This is a genomic window from Paenibacillus montanisoli (genome assembly GCF_003268025.1).
Classification (GTDB): Bacteria; Bacillota; Bacilli; order Paenibacillales; family Paenibacillaceae; genus Paenibacillus_Z; species Paenibacillus_Z montanisoli.
Window position 1 is genome coordinate 1 of sequence record NZ_QLUW01000010.1, and the last position, 25144, is coordinate 25144.

Below are 25144 nucleotides of genomic sequence, written 5' to 3' on the forward strand. Positions count from 1 at the left end.
ATCATAGTTCGAAACCGAATTGCAAGCATTATTTTTTAACTTGTTTTTCGTTTCGACCACCGCGTCCTTGCTGCTCTCAGCGGCGGAATTAGAATATACCATGGTTCGACACGATATGGCAAGCCTTTTTAAAAAAAATAATTTCCGGTCATAAAAAGAGCACGCCTGCGCATACAAGCGTGCTTCCCAACCCAAGGCTATTTCCAGTTCTCGCAGCCTTGAAACGGCATATGGCGGCCTTCCTCATATTTAGGAAACGGCAAGTAATCGTTAATTCCGGGTACAGCGTTACCTCGCAATAGAAATGCCGAAGGCCATTGCGGCACTTTGATTCTGGTTGAGGTCGGTATGTAACGGATCGTAAGCCCGCAGCGGCGCAATGGCGAATGGTTCGGCTCTGAGCCGTGAATGATGCTTGGATGATGAACGGAAACGCCGCCCGCTCGCAAAATAAGGTCAACCGCCTTCTCTTCCTCAACGAGCGCCGGATCCACCTCGGATTCCAACACATTCGCGGTCGCCGTATTTGCTTTCATCTCCTGCAGCTCCATCGTTTGCGTGCCGGGGATCACGCGCAGGCAGCCGTTCTCAGGCAAAGAGTCATCGACCGCCAGCCACAGGGTCACAACGTTCATCGGTTCAAGCGGCCAGTAGCTGCCGTCTTGATGCCACAGGACAGGACGCCCGTCGAAAGGCGGTTTACTAATATAATGCGAGGCAAACAGCGCGATATCCGGACCGATATACTGCTCAGCGATATCAAGCAGCCGATCGTCGCTGATCAGGCGCACCCAGAAAGGGTCATCCTTCATCAGCGTATGGCCGAGATTCTCCGGTCGCAGTCCAGGGTTTTTCTCCATCAGCCACTCTACGTGCTCCTTGGCCTCTTGAATAAGCGATGCATCGAGCACATTCGGATAGACGGCATATCCGTCGCGGTCGTAGCTTTCTTTGGCTAGCTTCAATTGTTCCTCAGTCATTGCTGAATCCTCCTTATGAATAGGAAATTACCGCACTTCCTCCAAGTAAACGCGTCCTTCAAATCCGCCGCGTTCGGCTGCCTTCTTCATTCTTATCGTTTCCAAACGTTCCGCGCTGAAGCCGTGAACAGCCGCCAAAGCATGCAAAAGCTCAAGCAGATCCGCCAGCTCTTCGATGGCGCTCTCATCATCGGGCGCCTCCAAGTATTCACGCAGCTCCTCCGACAATTTGCCGCGCAGTTCAACCTTGTATGCAGATTCATCGAGTATCCGACTGCTGCAAACCCGTCCGCTGTTTACGATGATTTCCGGAATGCGGTCACGAACAAGCTTATTATAGACAGGCAACACGAACGACTCCTTCATCCTCGGGTATTTCCGCATTTTCACTTCGACTCCATTATAGCTTGAAGCCGCTCCCGAATTAAACAAGAACCATGAGTGATGGAATAAAAAAAACCTGTCCCCGGTAACCGGGAGACAGGTTTTCCGATTTACGAGCCGAGCAGCTTGTAAATCACTTTAGCGCTTTCCGCGCGTGTCGTGCTGCTTTGCGGATCGAAGACTCCGCCGTCTTTGCCGTTCAGGAAGCCCAGCTTCACGGCTCCCTTGACGGCGTCGCGTGCCCAGCCGCTGATTGCCGCCGCGTCATTAAAGGACAGCTCAGCATGGCCGCCTTCCGTCTTGCCATTCTTCGCTTCGTACGCGCGCATGAGCATGACCGCCATTTCCTCGCGGGTAATCGTCTCGTTCGGCGCGAACAACGATGCGCTGCGGCCGTGAACAAGCCCGGCTTCAGCCGCCGCCGCAATAGCCTCGGCATACCAAGCGTCCGAAGCGACATCCGCAAAGGAAGCAGGATTCGCGGCCTTCAGATCAAGAGCACGGACAAGCAGCGCCGCAAACTCGGCGCGGGTTACGCTGCGGCTCGGCTCGAATAGGCCTGAGCCCGCTCCGCTCACGACGTGCTTCGCCGTCAGCTCACGAATCATCGATGCCGCCCAATGGGAAGCCGATACATCGGTGAACGTCTTGTCATACTCCAGTATCCCGTAGCTGGAGAAGTGGTAGATCTCCGCCGTCATCGTCAAACCGTCCTCGCTCAGCTTGCCGCCAACATACTCCAGCTTGCCGTTATCGGCGAGATAGTAGATGCCGGTCAGCTTTTTATTGGCGCCGCTGATTAGTTTGAACGTTAGCGTGACCGGTTTTGCAAACTCGCTTAGTACAGCTGTTTCCTTGCCATCCGCGCCTATCAATGCCAGGCGGAAATCGTAGATCTCCGAAACGGCATGCAATCCCGCTTCGTCCTGCCGCTCTGCCAAATTCAGCAGTCGTTGCTTCGTTTGCGCATTCAGCGGCTTAATTTGCAGAGCAATGCTGCTGCCTTCGCTTACTTGGCCGCCTTGCTTGGTCAGCGCGTTCAGAACATCAGCCGGCACGCCGATGACCGCATCGCCCTGACGAATGTCGAGCTGCTTGCCGCCGAGCAGTTCGGCTGTATTGGCTGGCAGCACAAGCTGGCTCTTGCCTTCCATGTTCACCGTTACTTTGCCGCCGGCAGCACTGCTGACCGCAGCCTTCAATTGCGCTTCCGTTAGCGTCTTCTTGTCTTTATCTGCATTGCCGCTGCCGCCTCCAGGCGGAACCGGCGTTTCGCCGCCGCCTTCACGCGTAATGACTAGCTTCAGCGTCTTTGTTGCCTGGCTGGCACGGCCTGCGTCCGTGTACCACGGCAATGCCAGCGTCTCAGCGCTAGGCTCGATATGCAGGGTAAACGTGTTCTCGCCTGCCGCAAGCGGCAGATTCTCAACGAGCACATCCCCCGCCGCACTCATATCTTCCGATTGAATCGGCTCGCCGTTAATGGTGAAATCGACGCCATAAGGCACGTTTGCTTTTAGCGTAAAATGATCCTCATCCGTTGTGTACGAGATGTCCTCGCCGTACGAGATCCGAGGCATCGACACGATCATCGGCATATCCACCCACCGCAGCACGTAATCGTCCACGACCATCGCGTTTCCGCCTTGGTTCTTGATCGTCAGATGCATATTCGTATCCGTCGAGGAGTAGGCGTAATTGCCGGCATCCTCCGTGTCGTTCGGCTTGCGCGCATGCGAAGTCAGCGCCTCGGTCGGCCATGTTCCGCGCGTATATTTGTATTGGATCGACTTGCCCGCCATCATTTTGAAGCTGTACTCCACTACGTCGCGCGTCGTTGCTCCGCTAGGCACGCTCAGCTTATAGCCCGATGCGTTCCAGCCGTTCAAATCGCCCGCCAAGTAAATATCGTCTTGAACCGGCGTATAGCTTGGAAGATGAACGCGGAGCTTCACGTCAACCATGACGAGCTTCGGCGTAACGGACTGCTCCGAGGAAAACCCGCGATTATACGCGCTGTCCACCGCCGCCACTTTATACGTGTACGCGGTATCGTTACTGACCGTAAAGTCTACGTACGTAGCGGCCGTTTGGTCGACTGCTGCGATACGCACATAATCCGAGTCAGCGGTTTTGCGATAGATTTCGTAATGGTGCGCCGCTTCCTCCGATTCCGCCGCCGTCCAGTTCAGCTGCACGCGGTTCGACTCCGTCATGATAGCTGCCAGAACCGGCGCTTCCGGCGCAGTCGTATCGCTGCTGTCCGCGTGAACATCAACGCTCAGCTGCGAAGACTCGGTGTAGGTATCCCCGTTATCGCTCGACACGCTGGCAAAATAAACATACGTGCCCGCTTCGATCGGCTCGAACGTCGCCCAGTATATTTTCTTGCCGTCTTCCGTGTCCTGCTTGTAGCGCAGCTTCGTTTCTGCCGCGTTCGCTTTGTCCGTGCCTTCCTTGTAGTAGGCAAGGCGCGAAATGAGGCGCGGCGCTTCTTTGCCTGCATTGGCTTCATCGTCCGTCAGTCCCGGAATATCGATCGTCACTTGGATCTCGGTTGTTTTATGGCCGACGCCTAGCGTAACCGCTTCCGATCCTTGCGTAATGGCCACCTCTGTGATGGCAAAAGAAGGCGTTGCCGATGCATATTCGCTTAGCAAGCTCTCTCCGCTGTCCGTAACGGCAGTAACGGTGTAGTAGTATTTCTTTCCGTTAACGACGGATGTATCCGTCCAAGCGTTTTCATCCGCATGGCCGGCTAGCTGCAATTGGCCGCCTTCGATGGCCGCGCGGTACACGTTATAGCCCGTTGCGCCTTCAACCGCGTCCCATGTGAGCGTAACTTCGCCATTGCCGCCGGACGCAGCCAAATGCTGCACTTGCGGAACAAGGACAAGATCCTCCGTCGAAGTCATCATCAGACCGGACATCGCCTTCACCGTCAGCTCGATCACGCCGCCGGCAACGGTCCCTTGAACGCCGCTTCCCAGCTCATCCGCAAGCGTCAAGCCTTCCGGCAAGAACCCGGCAACATCCGCCTTGATCGTAACATCCGCCGATCCGCGGTTCACCGCGACAAGACCTGCCTGCTGCTCCGACTTGCGCGCATAGGCAATGACATCGCCTTGATTGTAGGCGTTCTTTAACTCGCCCGTACGGAATACTGCATGCTGCTGGCGGATATTAGCCGCCTTCTTGTACGTATCGAACAAATTCGCATATTGGCCGACGCCCGCATAGTCGCCGTCAGCTCCGGAAACGCGTTCCCATGGGAACGTGCGGCGGGAATCCGGATCCTTCGTGCCTGCCAAACCAACCTCATCGCCGTAGTAAATCGTCGGGGCACCCGGATAGCCCATTTGGAAAATCGCAGTCAGCGCCTGCATGCTGAGCGCTTTATCCGATGCTTCCGGCGCGATGGCCAAATGCTCTTCTTCCCACTCCGGTTTGTCATACTTCGTTATGGACCGGATCGTATCGTGGGAGTCGACCAGGTTCAGCATGACCTGCCACGCTTCAGCCGGGTAGTCCTCGCGGATCGATTCCAGTGCTTCATTGAACTGCTTCGCGTTGCCGCTGAGGATGAAGCTTTGCAGCGCGCCGCGGAAGCGGTAGTTCATGACGGAATCAAATTGGTCGCCAAGCAGGAAACGCGTAGCGACGCCCCACTCTTCGCCCAGAAGGATAGGGTCGGGAATGATATTGCCGTTGCTGTCCGAGCGGCCGGCCGTAGATTTGACCGCTTTGCGGAATTGCTGCCACGTGCCCGAGGACACGTCAGGGGCAACGTCGAGGCGCCAGCCATTCGCGCCCATCCACTCCCAGCGCTGTGAATTGGCTTGCTGCATCATAGTTGCCGCTTCTTCGTCCGATTTGCCGGTCAAGTCGCGTCCGATGACCAGATCGCGATAGCCCTGCACGTTCCACTCGTGGTTGCCCGGCAGCCCCTCTGCGTCGCTGTTCGCAGCTTGCGGAGCATCGACGACAGGCAAGGAATCGTAGCCCCACCAGCCTTCGTATTTGTAGTGGCCGTCCACCTGTTCATTCGAAACCGTAAACCAATGGATGAAGTCAAAATCCCCCGGATACGCATAATGCTGCCCCGTTGCCGGATTGATCTGAGCCGTAAACGCATCGATGGTTTGCTGCTTCGCTTCGTCAAGCGTCGCGCCATCCTCGTTCACCAGATCATAAACCTTCGCCCAGAACTCGTACGCGCCGATTTCCGGATATTTTTCGTAGCGGTCAAAATAAATCGAGTCGTCGCCCACATGGTTGAACACGCCGTCCACGATCAGCTTAAAGCCCATTTCGCTCGCTTTCTTCGTAAAGGCCGTGAACACGCGGTCCGATGCGATGCGCGTCGCTTCGTAGTCCAATCCCGACTCCGGGTCACCCGGCGAATTATAGACCGGTTCGCCGAACATCGGATCGAGATGCTTGTAATCCGTCGCATCGTATTTATGGTTGGAAGCTGCCCATGCGACCGGGTTGAAATAGATCACGTTAACGCCGAGCGCCTTCAAGTAGTCGAGCTTCTGCGAAGCGCCTGCGATATCGCCGCCGTAAAACTCATTGGTCCATAAACCGTCAGTGGTTGCATCCGGGAAGTACGGTTGCTGCTCCGGCTTAGTCCGGTCCGGGTTCTCCGGCACGTCGGACCAAGAGCCCTCTACCCAATCCGATGCAGGATCATTCGAAACGCCGCCGTCAAAATATTGCAGCTTATGGCCGTTCTTCTCCGTCAGCGTTTCGCCCGGAAGCGTGGAGCCGCCGCGGTAGCCGTCAACAAGTTTGGCCCGATTGTTGGTTTTGTCTCCATCGAAGAAACGGTCGGGGAAGATCTGATATACGACCGCATTCTTCATCCAATCAGGCGTTTTGAAATCCTTTTCGTAGACCGTAAGCTCATACGGGAGAGCACCTTCGTCCGCCGAAGCGCCGCTGCCGCCGCGCGATCCGTCGTCCCCGTACTCCGCTTTCGCAGTCCCGTCGATGAGAATGAACTTGTAGCCCCATACGCCGATGCCTTGGAACGCGGAAGCCGGAATCGTCACTTCCCAGTAATCCTTCTCATCGAACGAAGTCGCTTTGTGCATATCGAACGCCGACGCCAGCCCTTGCGGATTACTCAGCTCGACGCGCACCACTTGGGCATCGCCCGCCTCGGTGGCGATACGGAGCGTCACCGCTTCGGTCCCTTCCTTGATAGCCCCGAACGGCTTCTTGTACGTGACCGAGCGGGAGTCGAACGCCAGCTTGTCGCGATGAATCATGCCGTCAAATTGACTGTCCGCCGGCTTATAGTTCGTCGTTATCGTGCGACTTGTTAGTACGGTGGAGAACGTCACGTCCGCTGGATCCAGCGTCTGCAGCACGAAATTGTCGTTGCCAGCTCCATAGTTGTTCGCGTTCCAGTTGTCGCCCTGCACGACCTTCATCTCGTAACGGCCAGCCGGCAGCGTCCGCTGAAGCTTATACACAGAGCCGTCGAAATTGTAGTCGACGAACATTTGCTTCGCTTGATCCGGCGACCAGTTCGACTCGCCGAATACGGTTTGGATGTCGCCGACAAGGCGCGGCCACTCCGCGGCGCTCAGCGCGGGAACATACTGCGGCGCGCCCGTGACATCCGGCAAGTTGATGCGCACTTGTCCCAGCTCGTCATTGACGTAAACATTCACTTTCGTCCGCTCCGCGAGCGTGAACGCCAAGTTATTGCCATTGTTCGAATATCCGTCCCATGTGCCTTGATGCACGACTTTGAACTCATGATGGCCGGCATCCAGCACCGTGGAGTAGGCGTAAAATTCACCTGCGAGATGCTTCATCTGCGTCTCGGTCGAGCCGTTGTTCCAGCCTTGAAAAGAGCCGACGACGACCCACTTGTGATTGCCGCCAGGCTGCTCGGCAAAGGTATCCGCCACAATGGACGACACCGGCGGGGTACCCACCGTGATTTTGTTGTTGCCGTCCGCGGTGGCGCCGTTCGTCGGATCATTGAACCAGATGCTCGGCAAGCCATCCGCCGCCGCAATGAATTTATAGGCGTATTCGCCGTCAGCGAGCGTATCCATCACGAATGTATAGGCATCGGACGCCAGCGTTAAATCATGCTGCGCCTCAAACGCGTTCGCATCGAAGCTGCCCGCTACTTTGAGATGCGGCGCATAGCTGAGGTGAATGATGCCGTTTGGGTCCGAAGTGATCGTCAAATTCGGATCGCCCAGCCAGTTGCCGTTCACCAGCACCTTGTAGCCGTAGTCTTTATTCGGCGCATCCACCGCGATATCGGCCGTATATACGCCGTCGCCATCTGCGTCAGCCAGCGTCGCCGCAGGATCTCCCCAGCCGTTGAATTCACCTTTGGCCGTGATGGCAAGCGCGGCTTTGGGCAGCGCGAAGTGAATTTTCCCGTTCTCCACATACGTTCCCCCGGCCGAATCCGCCGCCACCTGCTGCGGCAGGATTCCGATCACTTGCACAACCATAAGAATGGATAAGAATAATGCCCAATAACGAGGTTGACGCTTGCTGCTTCCAGGTTTCATCCGTTAGCCTCCCTGTTTAATCAGTCCCAATAAACGAGCAAACGTTTGCACAAAAAGTGAATAAAACCCCCTTCTCCATTGTAAAGATCATGTTTCCCTTGCTTTCGTGAACGAAGCCTACCCATGCCCACCAGACAAGCGTGACTGGAAATATAACCCTAAAATGCAAGTAAATCAGCCTATTATGCTGCCTTCATCTTATTATGAAAACGCTTTATAGTCAATAATCTCCAGTGTTGAAAATCCGAAGTCGCTTTTCAGAAGTTGGTTAACATATCGAGTGATATACGCAACCGTTTGCACTCTAGTTTAGAAACCAAAGGCAGACCAAGGCTTTCATTTCCTCGCCTTAGCCTGCCGCTGTTCAAATGCCGATGCGTTTGATACTACTGTTCCTTCACTTGCTTCAAAAACTCCCGCATAAAGCCGGGCAGATCCGGCCAAGCGTGACCGGAAACAATGTTGCCGTCCACGCATAGCGTCTCCTTCGCATAGGCTGCGCCGAGCGCCTCGACATCCGGCCGGCAAGCCGAGTATGCCGTCATGGTGCGGCCTTCGAAATAAGAGCGGTTGCCCACGACGCTGAGAATGAGCGCTGCATGGCAGATCGCGCCGACAGGCTTATTCGCTTCAAAGAAGTGGCTGACGATTCGCGGTACGTTCGCGTCCAGTCGAATATACTCGGGAGCGCGGCCGCCAGGGATGATCAAGCCGTCAAATGCTGCGGGGTCCACATCGGCAAAAGCGATATGGGAATTCAACTGATAGCCCGGCTTCTCCGTATAAGTATCCCATCCTTCAAAATCGTGAACGACCGTCCGCAGCGTCTTCACGCTCGGGGCTGCTATGACCGCTTCGAAGCCTTCCTCCAGCACGCGGAAATACGGGTAATACACCTCCAATGATTCGGCTGCATCTCCCGTAAGGATAAGAATTTTCTTGGACATCAACATCACGCTCCTTGTACGAATAAGAACCCGTCATTATTGTCATAGACAAGGAAGAATCTGTAAAGGGGCGTAAATTGCCGATTTTTGTAGAAATGTATTTTCATGAATAGAGTTGTATATTTATTCTAAGTGACATATAATTATTCATAACACGACGGTTAAGGAGGAGCTTTAATGTCAATTGTAGTACGCAATGCCGAGTTTTCGGATGTTAATGGCTTGGCAGCCTTAATGCATAATTATATCGTAGATTTCTATGGCAAAGCTTGGCCGGGCGACCGCACGGTTCGCCAGTTGATCCATACGCTGCTTGAAAAACAAGAAGGTATCCAGTTCGTGGCGCTGCAAGACGGCGAGCTTGTCGGATTCGCAACGCTCTACTTCACATACAGCACCATGAAGGCGGAACGCATCACGGTGATGAACGACCTGTTCGTCATGGAGGCATACAAGGATACCGTCGCGGAATCGCAATTGTTCCTGGCATGCCAGCGATACACCCACGACCTCGGCTTCGCCCGCATGTCCTGGATAACGGCGAAGGACAACGCCAAAGCCCAAGTCTTCTTCGATAAAATGGGCGGCGTTCAAGGTGACTGGGTCAACTATTCCATTGGATAAAAATCAAACAGCCGCTCCCTAATGCTAGGGAAGCGGCTGTATTTTTTATAAGGTAATGAATGCCCCGCCATTGTCCGCTGACTTCTGCTCCGCCTCGATAATATCGAGCGTGCGCGCAGCGCTTTCCGCGGTGCAAACCGTCAGCTCCGTGCCGTTAGCCAGCGCTTCAATGAACGAGCGGATCTCGAAGTAGTAGCCCATGTCCTCCGACAGCTCGGCGATAAAGCTCGGGCCCTCGTTCGGATTCACCTTCACTTGGTTGTTCGCGAAGATCAGGTTGCCGCCCTCGAAATTGATCCGGTACGACATTTCAAAGCCGAAGTCTCCTTGCAGCGTCCAATCCGCTTGCGCATTCAGCACGAGCCCGCTGTCGTACACATAGTGCGTGGACACGATATCGTAGCCGCTGCCCGGAATGACATTGCGGGCGATCGTCGACACTTTATCCGGCGCGCCGAACAGCCAGTGCACCATATCGGTGTCATGGATGTGCATGTCCATCAAGCAGCCGCCGCTCTTGCTGCCGTCAAGGAACCATGGCGCCGGCAGGCCGGAGCCGCGGAAGAAGGATCCGCCGAACGGCTTGCCATAACGGCCGTCCTCGACGCAAGCCTTCGCGTATTCGTAAGCCGGCCAGAAACGCAGGCATTGGCCGATCATCAGCTTTTTGCCCGTCTGGTTCGCGGTCTCCACCATTTGCCACGCTTGCTCCGCAGTCCGCGCGATCGGCTTCTCGCACAGCACGTGGTAGCCTTTCTCCAGCATGCTGCATGTGATTTGCGCATGAAGGCCGGTCGGCAGCGTAATGTCGATCATATCCAGCTCTTCATTAGCAATCATGTCTTCAATGTTGGTGTACAGATTGAACGGGCTGAGATCGTACAGCTCTTGGTCCGTTGCGATATTTCCGATCGCCTTGCCGTTCTTGAGCTCCTCGATTTGGATATCGCATATCGCCTTCAGCTCGACAGGGGAGCCTTCCTTCATCAAGCGGACATAGTTGTCAAAATGCATCCGGCCCATAAATCCGAAGCCGATCAAACCTACTTTAATCATGCTGCAGCCCCCTCGTTATTTGATTCGCCCAAGGATCGCATCCATGGCGCGGGAAGTATTGTAAATGATTTGCTCGCCGTGGTGGGCGTACCCCGGAATCATTTCGCCGGTGACATAGTTGTTATAGCCGATCGAGCGAAGCGCCTCGACGACCGCCGGATAGTTCACGTCGCCTGCCAGCAGGTCGACGAAGCCGTGCAAGCCGCCTGCTTGTCTGCGGTAGTCTTTGAAATGCACCTTTTTGATGCGCTTGCCAAGAATCTTGATCCATTGCTCCGGATAGCCGCTGTGCACGACATTGCCCACGTCAAAGTAAGAACCGACAAATTCGGAGTTAACGGTATCGATGAACGTCCGCAGCTCAAGCGGAGAAAGCAGGAATTTGTTCCACACGTTCTCGATCGCGATCGAGACGCCTGCCGCTTTCGCGTCGGACGAAAGAGTCGAGATGCATTCCAGCGCCCGCTCGTATGCAAGGTCGTAGTCGACAACTTCGCTGCCTGGAATGAAATCAACTCCTACAGCGCCTGGGATTACAAGGATTGCGTCCACGCCGAAATTAGCGGCAAGCTCCAGCTGTCTGCGCGTAATGTCCATCGCCTTCGTGCGGTTGGCTTCCGACTCGCTCGTCATGGAATACGACCAGTAAAGACCTGTCGCAAGGCCGGCAATGTCCAGCTGTGCCTCTTCCAAGCGGGCTTTAATGTCGCGGATCTCCTGTTCCGTCACTTCCAGGCTCAGCTCGCCGGTTTCGTTCAGCGACAGCTCGATTCCTTCAAATCCAGCGTCCTTTGCAATGCGGATGCTTTCGGCAATCGTCGTTCCTTGCGGAAACGACCAAATGTTAATCCCCTTCTTCATAGGGCATGCCTCCTCGATAATTTGTGTTTTTCCTGTTTATTGCAGCGCAGTGATCGCTTATAATAAAACTAACGATTATAATCAAATTATAGTGTAAATAAGCTTGAAAATATTTAGCGGATACAGGTTTAATTTGACCTTTTCCGAGATTATACGATTGGTAGAGCGAGGTTTGAACGATGGAGCAAAAGCCGGTACAGGAGAAGCGGAAGCTTGCCAATGTCCCATATCGCGAGTGGTCGCCGAGCATCCATTATGCCCAGCATCAGAGCCTGCCGCCGGGAAAACTGCCGAGGCGGAGGCTTTATGACTATGAGATTCTGTACGTGAGCCAAGGAGAAGCCGCAACGACGATCGGCGATACAAGGTACAATTTCAAGAGCGGTCAGCTCATCTATCTCCCTGCCGGCGTGTACCACCAAAATGAAGTCGTCGCAGGGCCGGCAACGCATTTCACCGGCATTCATTTCGACTATTTCGATGAGCTGGAGGTGGGGTCGGACGAGGATATGGTCGTGAATGAGGCCAACCCGCTGCCGGAGAAATTTTGCCGGGAGGCCACGAACGAGACCTTTCCGCCGCTCTCCGAGCAGGTCGTCTATACGCCCTCCCTTGCATGCGTCCAACTCATGGAACAGCTGGTCGAGGAATTTACGGCGCGTCCGCCGGGCTACGAGCTGGCTTGCAAGGCCATCATGCTGAATATTTTGTCGCAGCTGCAGCGCTCGAGGTCGACGATCCATCAGCGGGCGGCGGACACGGTGCACGGCCAGCGGCTGCTTGCGCTCATGAAGAAGATGGAGGCCTCCCCTGCGGAGTCCTGGAACAGCAAGCGGCTGGCGGAGACGCTGTCCATGAACGAGGATCATGCCGCCAAGCTCTTCAAGCAGGTTGCCGGCCAGCCGCCCGGCGAGTACCTGCGCGCGATCCGCCATCGCGAGGCGCGGCGTCTGCTGCGAGAGACCGATCTGTCGGTGGAGGAAGTAGGCGAGCGCATCGGCTGCCCCGACATCCACTACTTCAGCCGCCAATTCCGCAAGCAGGAGGGGCTGTCGCCTAGCATGTACCGCAAGCTGTCGCGGGTGCTGTAACGGTTTCGGGGCGGCCAAACACGCAAAAAAGCCGTTCATGCCCAACATGAACGGCTTTTTCGGCATGAGTAATCTTTTTTTTAAGCAGCAGGGGCAGGATAGCTTAGTTATTGGCCGAAGCTTATAGGAATCGGGGGATAAAAATGAGCAAATATGTTAGGTGGGCAAACGAGCATGATGCCGAAATTCTCACCGTACTCAATCATGAGTTTAATGGGGTCGAATTAACGGCAGACGAAGTGGAAAATAGCCTTAGCAGTACCAACGAGTTAATTGCGCTTGCAATTCTGGACGACCAACCCGTTGGATTTGCGTGCGCTCAATGTTTCAAGTCGTTTTGTTATCGCGACTCACAAGGTGAAATAACCGAAATGTATATCAAAGAAACGGCTCGAAGAAAGGGATTAGCCACGTTGTTACTATCATTTTTAGAAGAAGAACTCCGTAAACGCGGTGCCACAGAAATAAAAGTAATTACAGGAATGAATAACGCAGCGGCTCTTAAGACTTATGAACGTTCAAAATATGTAAAAAAAACCTACGTTGTATTTCAAAAGAAACAATAATAACTCGTTGAGGTCCAGAGTTTCGCGGGCAGCGCGAAAAAAGCCGTTCATGATGAACATGAACGGCTTTTCGCCTACGAAGAAGATTCCGTAGGCTTCTTCGTCCCCTTGCTCTTGTAAGGCTTTGGCGCGCTCTTCTTTCGGTTCTCAGCGGCTTGCCAGCGGTTCCAGCCTTTCTTGCCGGTTCCCCGCCCTGTTCCGCCGCCTTTGCTCTTCGCCATAGCGGCCTACCTTCTCGACAGTGAAGCCCAAGTGCTTTCAAGCCACTGGTCGAAATCCGCTTCCTTATCGCCCTCGTAAATATCGTATACGTCCGCTCTCATCTTCTGCAGCTTCTCTTTGAACTCCGCAAAAGTATGCCCCTCCGGCAGACTCTTCTTGATGCGGACGAGAATTTTATTAACGCCCTTGACGAGCTCTCCGGTCTTACGTGCCGGCTGCTGCGCATCCACGCCAAGCTCATGCAGCATCCGATAGGCAGCCTTCTGCACTTGATGCACGGCATCGTGCTTCACGATCCCCGACAGCAGCGCTACGGCCTGATCGCCGCCTAGCTTGCCCAGCTCCTCCACCGCGCGAAGCCGCTCGCGCCAATTCGCTGACCGTCCTGCAGCTTTTTTCAACTCTTCAAAGCTCGCCGCAGCCGAGTTCTCTACTACTGCTTCTTCTGTTTGTTCAATTGCCAAATCACTCAAGCTCCTTCAACATCATATCGTCTTACACGCTACTAAAACGGCTCCGTAAAGTCAAGATTTGGCTTCCGCACATAACCGGCCTGCTTCGCGTTCATGCGGTACTGGCTCGGAGTCAGCCCGTAGGCCTTCTTGAACTGGGTAAAAAAGTGGCTGCGGCTCGCAAAGCCCGACTTCTCCATAATTTCCGTAATCGTATCGGTTGACGTGGCCACCAGCTGGCTGGCGTAGTTCAGCCTGACGTTATTGATGAAGTCCGAGACCGACACGAGCCGGTGCTTCTTAAACAGCTTGCCCAAGTACGGCGGGGACAGATCCACTTCATCGGCAATATAGTCGAGCGACAGCGACGGATTGGCCAGCTCACGGTGGACAATCTGGCTCACCAAGTCCAGCAGCTTCAAATATTTATTGTCCTTCTTGGCTTCAAGCTCAAGCGCAAGGCGATCGAAGAGGGCATAGAAGTCCTTCAAAATTTCATCTGTCGTTTCCATCTTCTGCAGCTTCATGAGATAGGCGTTAAACTCAAAGTCCACCTTCATTGCGTGATTAGCCTCCAGCACCCCGATGGCATGCCGGATTAGCAGCAGGATCCGAATAAACATCGAACTTAGCGCCGAATAACTGTATGCCGTGGCGTCCGCAAGCATGGCCGCCAGCGCCTCTTTCGCCTCTGGCAGCCGGCCTTGGATGAGCGCCTCCGTCAACTCGTCGTCCTTCTCCTGCGACGATTTGAAATCGTCGGTCCGGGCGCTTATATTCTCGCTGAAGATCATGCTGCCATGTCCAAAGATCAGCCGGTAATACGACAGATCTACCGTCTTCAAGTAGTGGAAATTGACTTGCGCAAGCGTCTCGAACGGCTCGCTGAACGAAACCGAAACGCCAAGCCGTAAGTAGTCCTTCGCGTTATGCTGCACCTGCTTCATCACGTCAACAAGCGCACTCTGTTGGGACGGCGCGATAAACGTGTCCTCCTGCAGCAGAAGGATGACTTGATCCTCTTCCAGCTCCAGGCAAACGTGAGGAGCTACCGGCCCCATCAGCTCCGTCACAATATTAACGAGGCCGAACTTCAACAAGCCGCGATCTCCCGCGTTATAAGCAGAACAGAACTCGGAGAACCGATCGACTTTGAACAACACAATCAGGAACCCGGCGGCGGGATCGAGCGAGATGCCGTAACCATGAAATTGTTTACCGAGCTTCTCTATGGACAGCGTGCCCTTGGCTTGAATGATTCGCCGAAGGAATTGCTGCTTGCGGTCATTGAATTCGCCCCGCTTTTCTTCTTCAAGCTGATTGTACCGCTGGATAATGAGCGACATTGGGACAACCAATCGCCGGGAGAAATAGAAGGTAAGGAGCATGCTGCCGGCTATAAAGCAGACAACGAACAGATAGGTTTTCCGTTTCATGCGCTCGATATCTTTGACAATGTAATTGTAAGGGGTGATGCTGACGAGCTTCCAATCAAAAGCATCGGCGCTCGTGTAGGTGACGAATGAATCTGCGCCATCCACATTCATGCGGAAGCTGCCGGCCGGCTCCTCGGACGCATGAATCCGCGAGATATACGGCTTCGCCGACAAATCGGACAGCATCGGATGCGCTTGATCGTCCGACAGCAGCTTGCCATTGCGATCAATCACGAAGATCCGGCTGCCGCTCTCGTCATCCTGCGGATGTATGCTTTGGCGGAGCCATTCCTCGGAAATGTTCAAAATAATCGCTTCGTTCACTTTGCCGCTGGCCACCTGTGAATCAAAGAATAAGTACGAATAGACGTATAGTTCCTTATCGGCGCCTGTTGCAATGCCGGACATCGGGTTTGGAATCCGTCTCAGCACGATGCTGTGCGACCGGTTGTTCTTGATGTCATCGAGAATCGGGAAGATCCCTTTGTCGTCGAAGGCCGTGCGGTCGTAGATAAACTTCTCGCGGGGTACGGCGTACACGGAGTTGCCGTTGTAGATATAGATGGATTGCAGGAAGGGGTAAATATTTTTGTACGACTGGAGCTTGCTTTGGTATTTGACGATTTCCTCGGAACTGATATCGGTGTAAAGCAGATCGGTAATGGTATCATCGAAAAATGCCGTCGTCGACACAGACCTGGCGGTTTGTTCTAAAGCGCTTACATTTTGGCTCGTATATTGAAGGTCCGCCAACTGCTCACGGTACACCTGCTTTAGCGCAAAGTTTTCGAAATTGCGGCTTAGCAGCGACGATTGCACGAACAGCAGCAGCACGGTGCTGAGCAGGAACGGAAGCAGGATCGTCAGAAAGAGCTGAAACGGATTTTTAAGCACGAATTTCTTATACATGCAGTCGCCCTCCCTTACCACCAAGCCTATCACAGAACGCAAAAATGATTCAATTTGAAACTGCATTCCCCGATCAAAAGCACAATTTCAGAACAAAAAGCGATTTTGAGAACTGCGATATTCACTCGAAAACGAACTGAAACGGCATTTGAGAAATTGTCAACAAGACGCAGTTCCATGTATGCTGATGTCATCACTTGAGAGCGCTTGCAAATCCACGCGAAGGAGTCGAACGCCGGTTGTGAATAAAATTCCTTTCATACCCTCGTCACGCCATTTCAAAAAGAACCTGCAGTTATCGCTGCTTGCGCTGCCCGCCTTCCTGATCATCTTCGTCTTCTCCTACCTGCCGATGGGCGGCATCTTCATTGCATTCAAAAATATCAACTATTCGGACGGCATCCTGCGCAGTCCATGGGTCGGTCTGGAGAACATCAAATTCTTCTTCACTTCCAACGACGCTTGGATGGTCATCCGGAACACGCTTCTCTACAATATTGTTTTTATCGCGGTGGGCACATTTCTTTCGGTCGTATTCGCGATCATGCTGAACGAAGTCATCCGCCGCTCATGGCTGAAAGCGTACCAAACGATTTTCTTCTTCCCGTACTTCTTCTCCTGGATCATCGTCGCCTACATGGCGTACTCCTTCATCGGACCCTACGGCATTCTGACCACGTGGATCGAGAAACTCGGCTTCGAATCATTCGATTTCTATTCGGAGACATGGGTGTGGCCGATTCTGCTGACGCTCATCAATATTTGGAAGGGTCTTGGCTATGTCAGCATTATTTTCTACGCCGGCATTCTCGGCATCTCGCAGGAATATTTCGAGGCGGCCGAAATCGACGGCGCTTCCAGGCTTCAAGTCATCCGCAACATCACGGTGCCGCTGCTCATGCCGCTCATTACGATCATGACGCTGTTGTCGATCGGCAAAATCTTCTACTCCGACTTCGGCCTCTTCTTCTTCGTCCCGCGGGAGGTCGGCCAATTGTTCCCGGTCACGCAGGTTATCGACACGTATGTATATCGGATGCTCAAAGTTTCGGGCGACATCGGGATGTCCTCGGCGGTCGGGCTGTTCCAATCGGTCATGGGCTTCATCGTCGTCCTGTTCAGCAACTATGTCGTGAAGCGGATCGATGATGATAACAAACTATTTTAATGGAGGTGAGCGCCGTGCCGCTAAAGAGACGAATCCCGCAGCTGCTAATTCATCTGGTATTCATCCTGTTCAGCTTAAGCTGCATCATTCCGCTGATCTCCGTCCTGTCGGTTTCGTTCAGCAGCGAGGTCGACATCCTGAAGAACGGATACAGCCTATTTCCTCGCGTGTTTGATCTTACCGCCTATGCCTACGTGCTTTACCGTCCGATCCAGCTGCTGGGTGCGTTCAAAATATCGATTCTAGTCAGCGTCATCGGCACGTTCCTGGCCGTTCTCGCCATGGCCGGCATCGCGTATACCCTGTCCCGCCCGGACTACAAATACAAGAACAAGCTCAGCTTCTACGTCTTCTTCACGATGCTGTTCAACGGCGGGCTGGTACCGACCTACATTTTGATCAGCAATTACCTTCATCTGAAAAACACGATCTGGGTGCTCATCCTTCCCTATCTCGCCGTACCTTGGTTCATTCTGCTGCTTCGTTCCTTCATGCAGAAGATACCGTTCCATATCATCGAATCATGCATGATCGACGGGGCAAGCGAGCTTCGGATTTTTTTTCAAATCATTCTGCCGCTTGCGAAGCCCGGCCTCGCGACGGTCGCCTTGTTCACCATGCTGCAATACTGGAACGATTGGTGGCTCAGCCTGCTTTACATCGAGGAAGAACGCCTCGTTCCGCTGCAATACATGCTCTACCGGATGATGAACAACATATCGTTCCTGACCAGCTCCACGAATATGATGCCGCCGGGTCTCAAGAACGTCGAGCTCCCCTCCGAATCCGCCCGCATGGCGATGGCGATTCTAGCGGCAGGTCCGATGCTGGCCGTGTTCCCGTTCTTCCAGAAATATTTTGTTAGAGGGCTAACCGTAGGCGCAGTGAAAGGCTGATCGTTCCAAGCTTAAATATGGATATCGCGAGTCCATTTTAAGATAAGCAAGGCAAACAAAAAAGGGAGGATCCATGAATGCAAAGAGCCGTCCGAAAATCAAAGCTTGGCCTCGTTTGTACGATTCTACTCCTGATTCTCAGCATGCTGGCTGCCGCGTGCGGCAACTCGGGCAATAACGACAGCACCAGCAATAATAAAGCGGCTAACAATGGGGCTGCGCAAAACGATACGGCAACGAGCGACAATTCCTCCGGGAACGCGGCAACAACCGATGACCTTCCTGAAGTGAAGCTGACCTGGTATTTCCCGGGAAACTTCCCGCAGCCTGATCAAGAAAAAGTGTTTGCGGAAGTCAATAAGGTCATTAAAGAAAAAATCAATGCCACAGTAGACTTCAAAGCGCTGCCGTTCGGCGACTACGACCAGAAAATGCAAGTCGTCATCGCATCCGGTGAGCCATACGATATTGCGTTCACCGCAGGCTGGATCAATAACTATACGCAAAACGTAGCGAAAGGCGCGTTCCTCCCGCTCGATGACCTGCTTGCTAAGTACGCTCCGAAAACGTACGCTTCCATGCCGGCTTCCTTCTGGGATGCGACCAAAATCAAGGGACAAATCTACGGTTTCATTAATCAGCAAATCTCGGCTCGGACGCCTGCAGTGTCGGTACCGGTCGCGCTAGTGGAGAAATACGGACTTGATATGAATTCGATCTCAGGCAAAATCAATCAAGATACGCTGAACCTGCTCGAGCCGTTCATTCAAGCCGTCAAAAAGGATTATCCGCAAAAATATCCATCGATCGGCATCGATCCGGACTTCTTCGATATGGAAGCCATCGTCGGCATTAACGTGCCGGGCGCGGTCGAATTCAGCGACGATTCGCTGACCGTCATCAACCAGTTCGAGTCCGACAAGTTCAAGAAGTTCGTGGCCACGATGCGCGAATGGAACGAGAAGGGCTATCTGAACTCCAAGGAGCGGATTTCAAGAAAATCCGATGACTGGGCGGAAGGAAAAGCCGGTAAATTCGCGTTAGCGATCGGCGGCGCGTTCAAGCCAGGCGGCGCCAACCTCGCTTCCACGCTTGGCGGCGAGCCGTATGTGGAGGTCCCTGCCGGAACGGCCCACCTGACGACAGGCGGGATTACGGCAACGATGCAGGCGATCAACCGCAATTCCAAAAATCCGGAGCGCGCGATGATGCTGCTCGAGCTGCTGAATACGGATAAAGACCTATATAACCTGCTCAACTTCGGCATCAAAGACGAGCATTATAAGCTCGATGCGGACGGTCTTATGATCGATGGCGATAACAAACAAGGCTACAATCCTTCCGTCCCTTGGATGTTCGCCTCCAACTTCCTCGCTAATGTGGAGAAAGGCATGCCGGCTGACGTGTGGGAGCAAACGAAGAAGGTCAACGCGGAGGCGCTGCCTTCGAAATTGCTTGGCTTTACGTTCGACGCCGAGCCGGTGAAAGGCGAAATCGCGAAGGCCACCGCGGTATGGGATGAGTACTACCGTGCGTTTAACTTGGGCGTGTCGTCTGAAGAGAAATACAATGAGTTTTTGTCTAAAATGAAGTCTGCCGGCGCAGATGCCATTATCGCGGAAATGCAGAAGCAGATTGACGCTTGGAAAGCCAGCAAATAAGTGAAGGCCGTCTTCCGCGGGGATTCCCGGGAAGACGGCCTCTTTTATGTCCGCTGCTAATCTTGCGAAAGGAAGCGGTAGCCGATGCCCGGCTCCGTCTCGATGAACCTTGGACGGGTCGGGTCTTCTTCCAGCTTCTTGCGCAGATGGCCGATGTAGATCCGCAGGTAATGGCTGTCGGACTCGTAGTGATGGCCGCCCCATACCTGCTGAAGCAGCTGCCGCTGGGTCATCACCTTCCCGGCATTTGTGGCCAGCGTCTTCAGTAGATCATACTCCGTCGGCGTCAGCTTCACCCGGCTGCCGTCCAGCTCGACGAGCCGCTGGGCCAGATCGATGACCAGCGGGCCGAAGCGAAGTACCGGCTCCTGCACCGAGCTCGCCACATGCCTTAGCGCGACACGAATGCGCGCGAGGAGCTCGCCCATGCCAAACGGCTTCGTAACGTAATCGTCGGCTCCGCCGTCTAGCGCGGCGATTTTGTCCTCCTCCCGCTCCTTGGCGGTTAAGACGATGATAGGCACGCTCGACCATTCCCTGATCCGCCTCAGCACGTCCATCCCGGACATGTCCGGCAAGCCGAGATCCAGCACGATCAGATCCGGGTGAACGATGCTCGCTTGGTAAATGCCCGCTTCGCCCGCTTCCGCTTCATGGATGTCGAATCGGTGCGCTTGCAGCGTTACCTTGAGCAATTTACGAATTTGCGGTTCATCGTCAATGATTAAGATGCGTGCGCCTCCGCCCGAATGGATCGTCATCGCTTAAGTCACCTCCTCTTCCGTATCGCTCAGCCGCTCGATCCCATGCCTCCGGTCCCCGGCCGGAAGCGCAATTCGGATGCGCGTCCCCTTCCCCGCCGCCGGTTCGGCGGAAATGGTGCCCCCGTGCGCTTCTACGATTCCTTTGCATATGGCGAGACCAAGGCCCGTTCCCGGGAGGTGCCCGGTCCTGCTGCCGCGGTAGAACTTATCGAAGATCAGCTCGCTCTCGCTCTCGGCAATGCCGATACCGGCATCCGTTACGGTGATGACGACGCTGCCCTCGAATTCGTTCACGGCAATCTCGATCTCTGAGTAATCGGACGAATATTTGATTGCGTTGCTGACGACATTGACCAGCACCTGCTCCAGCAGCACATCGTCCCCTTCAAAGAACGGAACCCGCTCCGACAGGCCGATGCGGATACGACGGTGCTGCTGGTATTCCTTCACTTGCGCAAGCACGACCCCGAGCATGTCCTCGATATCGCACCAGCGCTTCCGCAGCTGCAGCATGCCGCTCTCCAGCTTGACCATGCCCAGCAGGTTCGTCACGAGCCGGTTCATGCGCAGGGCACCGTCCCGAATGGTAGCCAGCAGCTCCAGCCGATCCTCCGAAGAGAAAATCCGCTCGCCTTCGATCAAACCGGTCGCCGAGCCGATCACGGTTGCGAGCGGCGTGCGAAGCTCGTGAGACACTGAATCTAGCAGCGCCGTCCGAATCCGTTCCGATTCCGCCATCAAGTGGGCAAGCTTCGCCTCTTCGCTTAATTTCACGCGTGCGATCGCCGTAGCCGTTAGACCTCCGAATGCTTCGAGCAGCCGCCGGTTCTCTGCCGTAAATGAACCTTTTATTTCGAGCCCGGTCTCTATAGGCTTTACGGCCAGTACGCCGTAGATCCGCTCCTCTGTCTTAAGCGGCACATACAACCCCGGAAAATCTCTTAACATGCCTGAGCCTTTGCCGGCGATCTGCCCCTGGCGGTATACCCACTTCGCAATGGCGATTTCGGATTCACCCCGCCCCCAGGACTCGGCAGTCTGCGAATAGGCAATAAGCGCCAGCTCATCCGTGCGATCAGGCATATAAATGGCGATTTCGGCATCAAGCGTTTCCGATACCTGACGGCAAACGTTATCCAGCAGCGTGCGGAGATCTGAAATCGCGGTCATCTGCCGGCTTAGCGCATAGAGCGAATTCGTATGCTGCTCGCTTTGCTTCGCGAGAAGAAGCTGCTGCTTCAGTCTAGCCGCCAGCGTCGCTGTAAGCGCGGCAACCGCCATATAGACGAAGAAGGAAAATAAATAGCGAAAATCGTCCACGCTAAAGCTGAGAACCGGCGGGATGAAGAAGAAGTCAAAGGCAAGCACGCTTACCGCCGCTGCATAGAAGGAGGGGCGAATCCCCCAATATACGGCGCTGAACAGCACCGGGAACAAGTAAAGCAGAACGATATTGACTCTGTCATAGCCCAGCCCGAATTGAATGAGCAGGTAGGTCAGCAGCGTTATGATGAGCGTGATTAGCGCGTATGGAACCCAAGAACCGGCATGCAGCCTGAAATCTCTCATAGTCTCACTCCCAACACAACCTAAAGCGTCTTATGCAGATCATAATCAGCCACGATTAAAATGTCCATATGCCGAGTCAGCCGAATAAGCCGGTTGACGACGGAGTCCTGCCATAGCGATTCCCACCATGTAAGCTTTGGCTGGCCGATGACAAGCTGCGTCGCCTCCACCTCGCCGGCTTTGGAAGCAAGCACGTGCGCGAGCTGCTTCGGATGCGCGGCTTCGTGTATAATGAATTTTCCTCCTAACCGTACCGTCAACCGCTCGAGTTCGGCAAGCCGCTTTTCCAGCTCAGATGAACGACTGCCTGGGGCCGACACGTAATTGACATACCACGTCGCTTTGAGCCGATAAGCCGTCCGAAAGCCGCGTCGAATGAGGCGCTCCGCATACGGCGTGCTGTTCACGCAGACGAAGATGACTTCCTTTCTGCGCCAGGGCCCGCGAAGCGAGCTCTTCCGCTCGAGCGATTCCAGCCGCTCGTCGACATCGTCGGCAATTTCCCGGAGCGCGAGCTCCCGAAGCGCGATCAGATTGCCGGTTTTGAAGAAGTTGTTCAGCGCTTGATCGACCTTGGCCATAGCATAGATTTTTCCATCCCTCATCCGATGCTGAAGGGCTTCCGGCGCCACGTCGATCAATTGGACCTCATCGGCCATCTGGAGGATACTGTCCGGCACCGTTTCCCTTACGCGGATACCGGTGATCTGCTCGACCGCATCATTCAAGCTTTCCAAATGCTGCACGTTCACCGTCGTAATGACGGAGATGCCCGCGTCCAGTATTTCCAGCACATCTTCATATCGTTTCTTGTATTTGCTGCCCGGCACATTCGTATGCGCCAGTTCGTCCACCAGCACAACCTCGGGCCTGCTCCGGATAATCGCTTCCGTATCCATTTCCTCCAAATTGACGCCTTGATAAACGATGCGCTTGCGCGGAATTATGTTCAGCTGGCCGACTTGCTCGAAGGTCTCTTTTCGGTTGTGCGTCTCCAGCAATCCGATTTGAACGTCGATTCCCTTCTTGAGATGGTCATTCCCTTCTCGAAGCATCATATAGGTCTTGCCGACACCTGGGGCAGCGCCGATGTAGACTTTGAATTTGCCGCGCTTGATCCGCTCGATCTTCTCTTCTACTTCTTGCGTGCTAAGACGCCGATACTTCTGCTGCTCCTTGTCCGCGGCAATCCGGGCGGGAAGCACCCGCTCTCCCTCGTGCGCGGTAGAGTCCGCTACCAGAAACAGATCGACGTTTCGCGTAACCCGCAGCAGTTCGTTGACGATCGAGCCCTGCCATAACTCCTGCCATCTCGTATGCTTGGAATGCCCCATTACAATACGCGTCACGTGGTTCTGCTCGGCGAAGTTCACCAGCGTCCGCGGAATCGAGCGGCGGCTCCGGAAGGGAAGCTCCTCGAACCGGCCACCGACCTTCTCGACCAGCTTGATCATGCTTCTGCGGAAGGTTGCCGCTTCCTTGGACAACGATTTTTTAAAATTCCGGAAGGTGACCACGAGCAGGTCGCCGTTTAACCGTTTGGCAATTTGCTGACCCCGCCGGACATAGATGGAGCCGTTCCAATGGTATTGCGTAGTGACAAGGATGTGCTCGGCCGCACCCGAAGGGCCGACGAGGCCCATTTCCTCGCGGTGTTCATTGAGGGAGGCGTTTACATCCTCGGCCACAAGCCTGAGCGCTAGCTCGCGCAGAACGCCAATATTGCCGCGCTTAAATACGCTGGCATCCTTGTTTCCGCGGAGATGCCCTTCCGCCAGCCGGGTTAATACCGTTTCCGGCGTCACGTCGATCAGCCGCACCTCATCGGCGATCTCCAGCGTATCGGTCGGCACGGTGCACTCGGCTTCAATGCCGGTCATTTTCTGGGCAATTTCCGTATAACCCTCAAGCTCATAGACGTTAACGGTCGTGAAGACACTGATGTCATGAGAGAGCAAAAACTTGATATCCTCCAGCCGCGTGCGGAAGCGCGCGCCCTCGCGATTGAAGTGAGCCAGCCCGTCGACCAGTACGACCTCCGGGTTCCGCTCCAGCAGCGCATCCAGGTTCAAATCCTTCCGCTCCACGCCATCCTTAAACCAGTGGATGCTCGGGACTCTCTCCAAATCTCCTAACTGCTCCACGGTTTCGGGCCTTTGCAGCGTAGATACCGCGCAGATGACAACGTCGATGCCCTGCTGCTTCAACGTTTGGCCCTCGCGCAGCATGTGGTACGTTTTGCCGGAGCCGCTAACCGGACCGATATAGATTTTCAAGGTGCCGCGGTGAAGCTTGGAGATGGACTGCAGCAGCTCCTCAGGTGTTTTCCGCTTAAAGCTTTCCAAGGCCGATTTCCCCTTCGTTTCAATGGATACATGAAGAAACGGCAAAGCCACCCCCAATAATTGAGGGCGGCTGCCGAATTATGGACTGACTTGCTTCATAAGCGACATGTTGATTTCGGTTACGTTCACGCGCGGCTCTCCGAACACGCCTAGCTGACGCGATTGCGTATGATCATCAACCAGATCATTGAGCTGCTGCTCGCTGATCCCTGTCTCCTTGCTGATTCTCGGTACCTGCGCCTTCGCCGCTTCCGGCGACAAATCCGGGTCGAAGCCGGAGCCGGAAACCGTGACAAGGTCTGCCGGGATGTCTTTAAGGTTCGGGTTTTCTTGTTTCAGCGCATCGATCTTCTCCAGCATCCCGTTCACATAATCCGGAGAAGTGACATTGACGTTGGAACCGGCCGATGCCGTCGGATCATATTTGGCGTTGGAGACGCGAGGGTGAAACAGCTTCCGCGATGTAAAATCCTGCGCAATCAGTTCAGAGCCGACGTAAGCCCCGTTAACTTCGATCAAGCTTCCCTTCGCCTGCTTGGGGAACAGCGTCCCGGCAACGCCGGTCGTCACTAGGGGATACAGCAGTCCGCATAGCAGCATGAGGACGACGGATGCCCGAATCGCGGTGAATATCGTTTTCATAAATGATCGATCTCCTACAA

General features: G+C 54.4%; 19 protein-coding genes. 6 read left to right on the forward strand and 13 right to left on the reverse strand.

Annotated elements, in window-relative coordinates:
- Positions 1-197: 197 nt before the first annotated feature.
- The 4 genes from DL346_RS28550 to DL346_RS28565 all read right to left on the reverse strand — a co-directional run bounded on the left by DL346_RS28550 (position 198) and on the right by DL346_RS28565 (position 8862).
- Positions 198-980, reverse strand: a complete 783-nt coding sequence (locus DL346_RS28550; RefSeq protein WP_112885797.1) for a phytanoyl-CoA dioxygenase family protein — start codon at positions 978-980, stop codon at positions 198-200.
- Positions 981-1007: 27 nt separating this feature from the next.
- The gene (locus tag DL346_RS28555) at positions 1008-1328 is read right to left on the reverse strand and encodes a nucleoside triphosphate pyrophosphohydrolase (protein ID WP_112885815.1); all 321 of its coding nucleotides are present in this window, start codon (positions 1326-1328) and stop codon (positions 1008-1010) included.
- Positions 1329-1474: 146 nt separating this feature from the next.
- Positions 1475-7915, reverse strand: a complete 6441-nt coding sequence (locus tag DL346_RS28560) for an alpha-amylase family glycosyl hydrolase (protein WP_206098601.1) — start codon at positions 7913-7915, stop codon at positions 1475-1477.
- A gap of 386 nt (positions 7916-8301) precedes the next feature.
- Positions 8302-8862: a DJ-1/PfpI family protein gene (locus DL346_RS28565; protein ID WP_112885798.1), complete on the reverse strand. Its 561-nt coding sequence runs from the start codon at positions 8860-8862 to the stop codon at positions 8302-8304.
- Between the two features lie 177 nt (positions 8863-9039).
- On the opposite strand from DL346_RS28565, the gene DL346_RS28570 reads away from it, so the two are divergent.
- Positions 9040-9486, forward strand: coding sequence for a GNAT family N-acetyltransferase (locus DL346_RS28570; RefSeq protein WP_112885799.1), 447 nt, complete (start codon positions 9040-9042; stop codon positions 9484-9486).
- A gap of 45 nt (positions 9487-9531) precedes the next feature.
- Here DL346_RS28570 and DL346_RS28575 read toward each other — a convergent pair whose 3' ends face one another.
- Positions 9532-10542, reverse strand: coding sequence for a Gfo/Idh/MocA family protein (locus DL346_RS28575; RefSeq protein ID WP_112885800.1), 1011 nt, complete (start codon positions 10540-10542; stop codon positions 9532-9534).
- A 15-nt stretch (positions 10543-10557) separates the two neighbouring features.
- Positions 10558-11403, reverse strand: coding sequence for a sugar phosphate isomerase/epimerase family protein (locus DL346_RS28580; protein WP_112885801.1), 846 nt, complete (start codon positions 11401-11403; stop codon positions 10558-10560).
- A 179-nt stretch (positions 11404-11582) separates the two neighbouring features.
- Between DL346_RS28580 and DL346_RS28585 the strand changes: the two genes are divergently transcribed.
- Together DL346_RS28585 and DL346_RS28590 are read left to right on the forward strand one after the other, a co-directional pair.
- Entirely contained in the window at positions 11583-12494 is a 912-nt protein-coding gene (locus DL346_RS28585; RefSeq protein ID WP_112885802.1) for a helix-turn-helix domain-containing protein, read from the forward strand.
- 143 nt (positions 12495-12637) lie between these two features.
- Positions 12638-13060, forward strand: coding sequence for a GNAT family N-acetyltransferase (locus DL346_RS28590; protein ID WP_112885803.1), 423 nt, complete (start codon positions 12638-12640; stop codon positions 13058-13060).
- A gap of 74 nt (positions 13061-13134) precedes the next feature.
- On the opposite strand, the gene DL346_RS28595 is transcribed toward DL346_RS28590, so the two are convergent.
- The 3 genes from DL346_RS28595 to DL346_RS28605 are packed head-to-tail and all read right to left on the reverse strand — an operon-like array spanning position 13135 to position 16079.
- Positions 13135-13281, reverse strand: a complete 147-nt coding sequence (locus DL346_RS28595) for a DUF3934 family protein (protein ID WP_112885804.1) — start codon at positions 13279-13281, stop codon at positions 13135-13137.
- Between the two features lie 6 nt (positions 13282-13287).
- Positions 13288-13740, reverse strand: coding sequence for a HEAT repeat domain-containing protein (locus tag DL346_RS28600; protein WP_112885817.1), 453 nt, complete (start codon positions 13738-13740; stop codon positions 13288-13290).
- 47 nt (positions 13741-13787) lie between these two features.
- On the reverse strand, positions 13788-16079 hold the full coding sequence (locus tag DL346_RS28605) for an AraC family transcriptional regulator (protein ID WP_165822715.1): 2292 nt from the start codon (positions 16077-16079) through the stop codon (positions 13788-13790).
- A gap of 241 nt (positions 16080-16320) precedes the next feature.
- Between DL346_RS28605 and DL346_RS28610 the strand changes: the two genes are divergently transcribed.
- From DL346_RS28610 to DL346_RS28620, 3 genes are all read left to right on the forward strand, one after another.
- Positions 16321-17247 carry an ABC transporter permease gene (locus DL346_RS28610; RefSeq protein ID WP_206098602.1) on the forward strand — a complete coding sequence of 309 codons (927 nt, stop codon included), beginning with the start codon at positions 16321-16323 and terminating at the stop codon, positions 17245-17247.
- 14 nt (positions 17248-17261) lie between these two features.
- Positions 17262-18143: a carbohydrate ABC transporter permease gene (locus DL346_RS28615; protein ID WP_240633501.1), complete on the forward strand. Its 882-nt coding sequence runs from the start codon at positions 17262-17264 to the stop codon at positions 18141-18143.
- A gap of 77 nt (positions 18144-18220) precedes the next feature.
- Positions 18221-19804, forward strand: coding sequence for an ABC transporter substrate-binding protein (locus DL346_RS28620; protein ID WP_112885808.1), 1584 nt, complete (start codon positions 18221-18223; stop codon positions 19802-19804).
- 56 nt (positions 19805-19860) lie between these two features.
- On the opposite strand, the gene DL346_RS28625 is transcribed toward DL346_RS28620, so the two are convergent.
- The 4 genes from DL346_RS28625 to kdpC form a co-directional block, all read right to left on the reverse strand.
- Complete coding sequence (locus DL346_RS28625) at positions 19861-20565, reverse strand: response regulator (RefSeq protein ID WP_112885809.1); 705 nt, start codon at positions 20563-20565, stop codon at positions 19861-19863.
- Positions 20566-20568: 3 nt separating this feature from the next.
- Positions 20569-22137 (reverse strand): ATP-binding protein, encoded by a 1569-nt coding sequence (locus tag DL346_RS28630; RefSeq protein ID WP_112885810.1) that lies wholly within the window; start codon positions 22135-22137, stop codon positions 20569-20571.
- 20 nt (positions 22138-22157) lie between these two features.
- A complete protein-coding gene (locus DL346_RS28635) occupies positions 22158-24482 on the reverse strand; it encodes a histidine kinase (protein WP_112885818.1) in 2325 nt (774 codons plus the stop codon).
- 78 nt (positions 24483-24560) lie between these two features.
- A complete protein-coding gene (gene kdpC / locus DL346_RS28640; RefSeq protein ID WP_112885811.1) occupies positions 24561-25124 on the reverse strand; it encodes a potassium-transporting ATPase subunit KdpC in 564 nt (187 codons plus the stop codon).
- Positions 25125-25144: the final 20 nt, after the last annotated feature.

Bases quoted from the DNA above. Each gene is read 5' to 3' on its own strand.
- DL346_RS28550 (WP_112885797.1), bottom strand. From the start codon at position 980: ATGACTGAGGAACAATTGAAGCTAGCCAAAGAAAGCTACGACCGCGAC.
- DL346_RS28560 (WP_206098601.1), bottom strand. From the start codon at position 7,915: ATGAAACCTGGAAGCAGCAAGCGTCAACCTCGTTATTGGGCATTATTC.
- DL346_RS28565 (WP_112885798.1), bottom strand. From the start codon at position 8,862: ATGTCCAAGAAAATTCTTATCCTTACGGGAGATGCAGCCGAATCATTG.
- DL346_RS28570 (WP_112885799.1), top strand. From the start codon at position 9,040: ATGTCAATTGTAGTACGCAATGCCGAGTTTTCGGATGTTAATGGCTTG.
- DL346_RS28575 (WP_112885800.1), bottom strand. From the start codon at position 10,542: ATGATTAAAGTAGGTTTGATCGGCTTCGGATTTATGGGCCGGATGCAT.
- DL346_RS28580 (WP_112885801.1), bottom strand. From the start codon at position 11,403: ATGAAGAAGGGGATTAACATTTGGTCGTTTCCGCAAGGAACGACGATT.
- DL346_RS28585 (WP_112885802.1), top strand. From the start codon at position 11,583: ATGGAGCAAAAGCCGGTACAGGAGAAGCGGAAGCTTGCCAATGTCCCA.
- DL346_RS28590 (WP_112885803.1), top strand. From the start codon at position 12,638: ATGAGCAAATATGTTAGGTGGGCAAACGAGCATGATGCCGAAATTCTC.
- DL346_RS28595 (WP_112885804.1), bottom strand. From the start codon at position 13,281: ATGGCGAAGAGCAAAGGCGGCGGAACAGGGCGGGGAACCGGCAAGAAA.
- DL346_RS28605 (WP_165822715.1), bottom strand. From the start codon at position 16,079: ATGTATAAGAAATTCGTGCTTAAAAATCCGTTTCAGCTCTTTCTGACG.
- DL346_RS28620 (WP_112885808.1), top strand. From the start codon at position 18,221: ATGCAAAGAGCCGTCCGAAAATCAAAGCTTGGCCTCGTTTGTACGATT.
- DL346_RS28625 (WP_112885809.1), bottom strand. From the start codon at position 20,565: ATGACGATCCATTCGGGCGGAGGCGCACGCATCTTAATCATTGACGAT.
- DL346_RS28630 (WP_112885810.1), bottom strand. From the start codon at position 22,137: ATGAGAGATTTCAGGCTGCATGCCGGTTCTTGGGTTCCATACGCGCTA.
- kdpC (WP_112885811.1), bottom strand. From the start codon at position 25,124: ATGAAAACGATATTCACCGCGATTCGGGCATCCGTCGTCCTCATGCTG.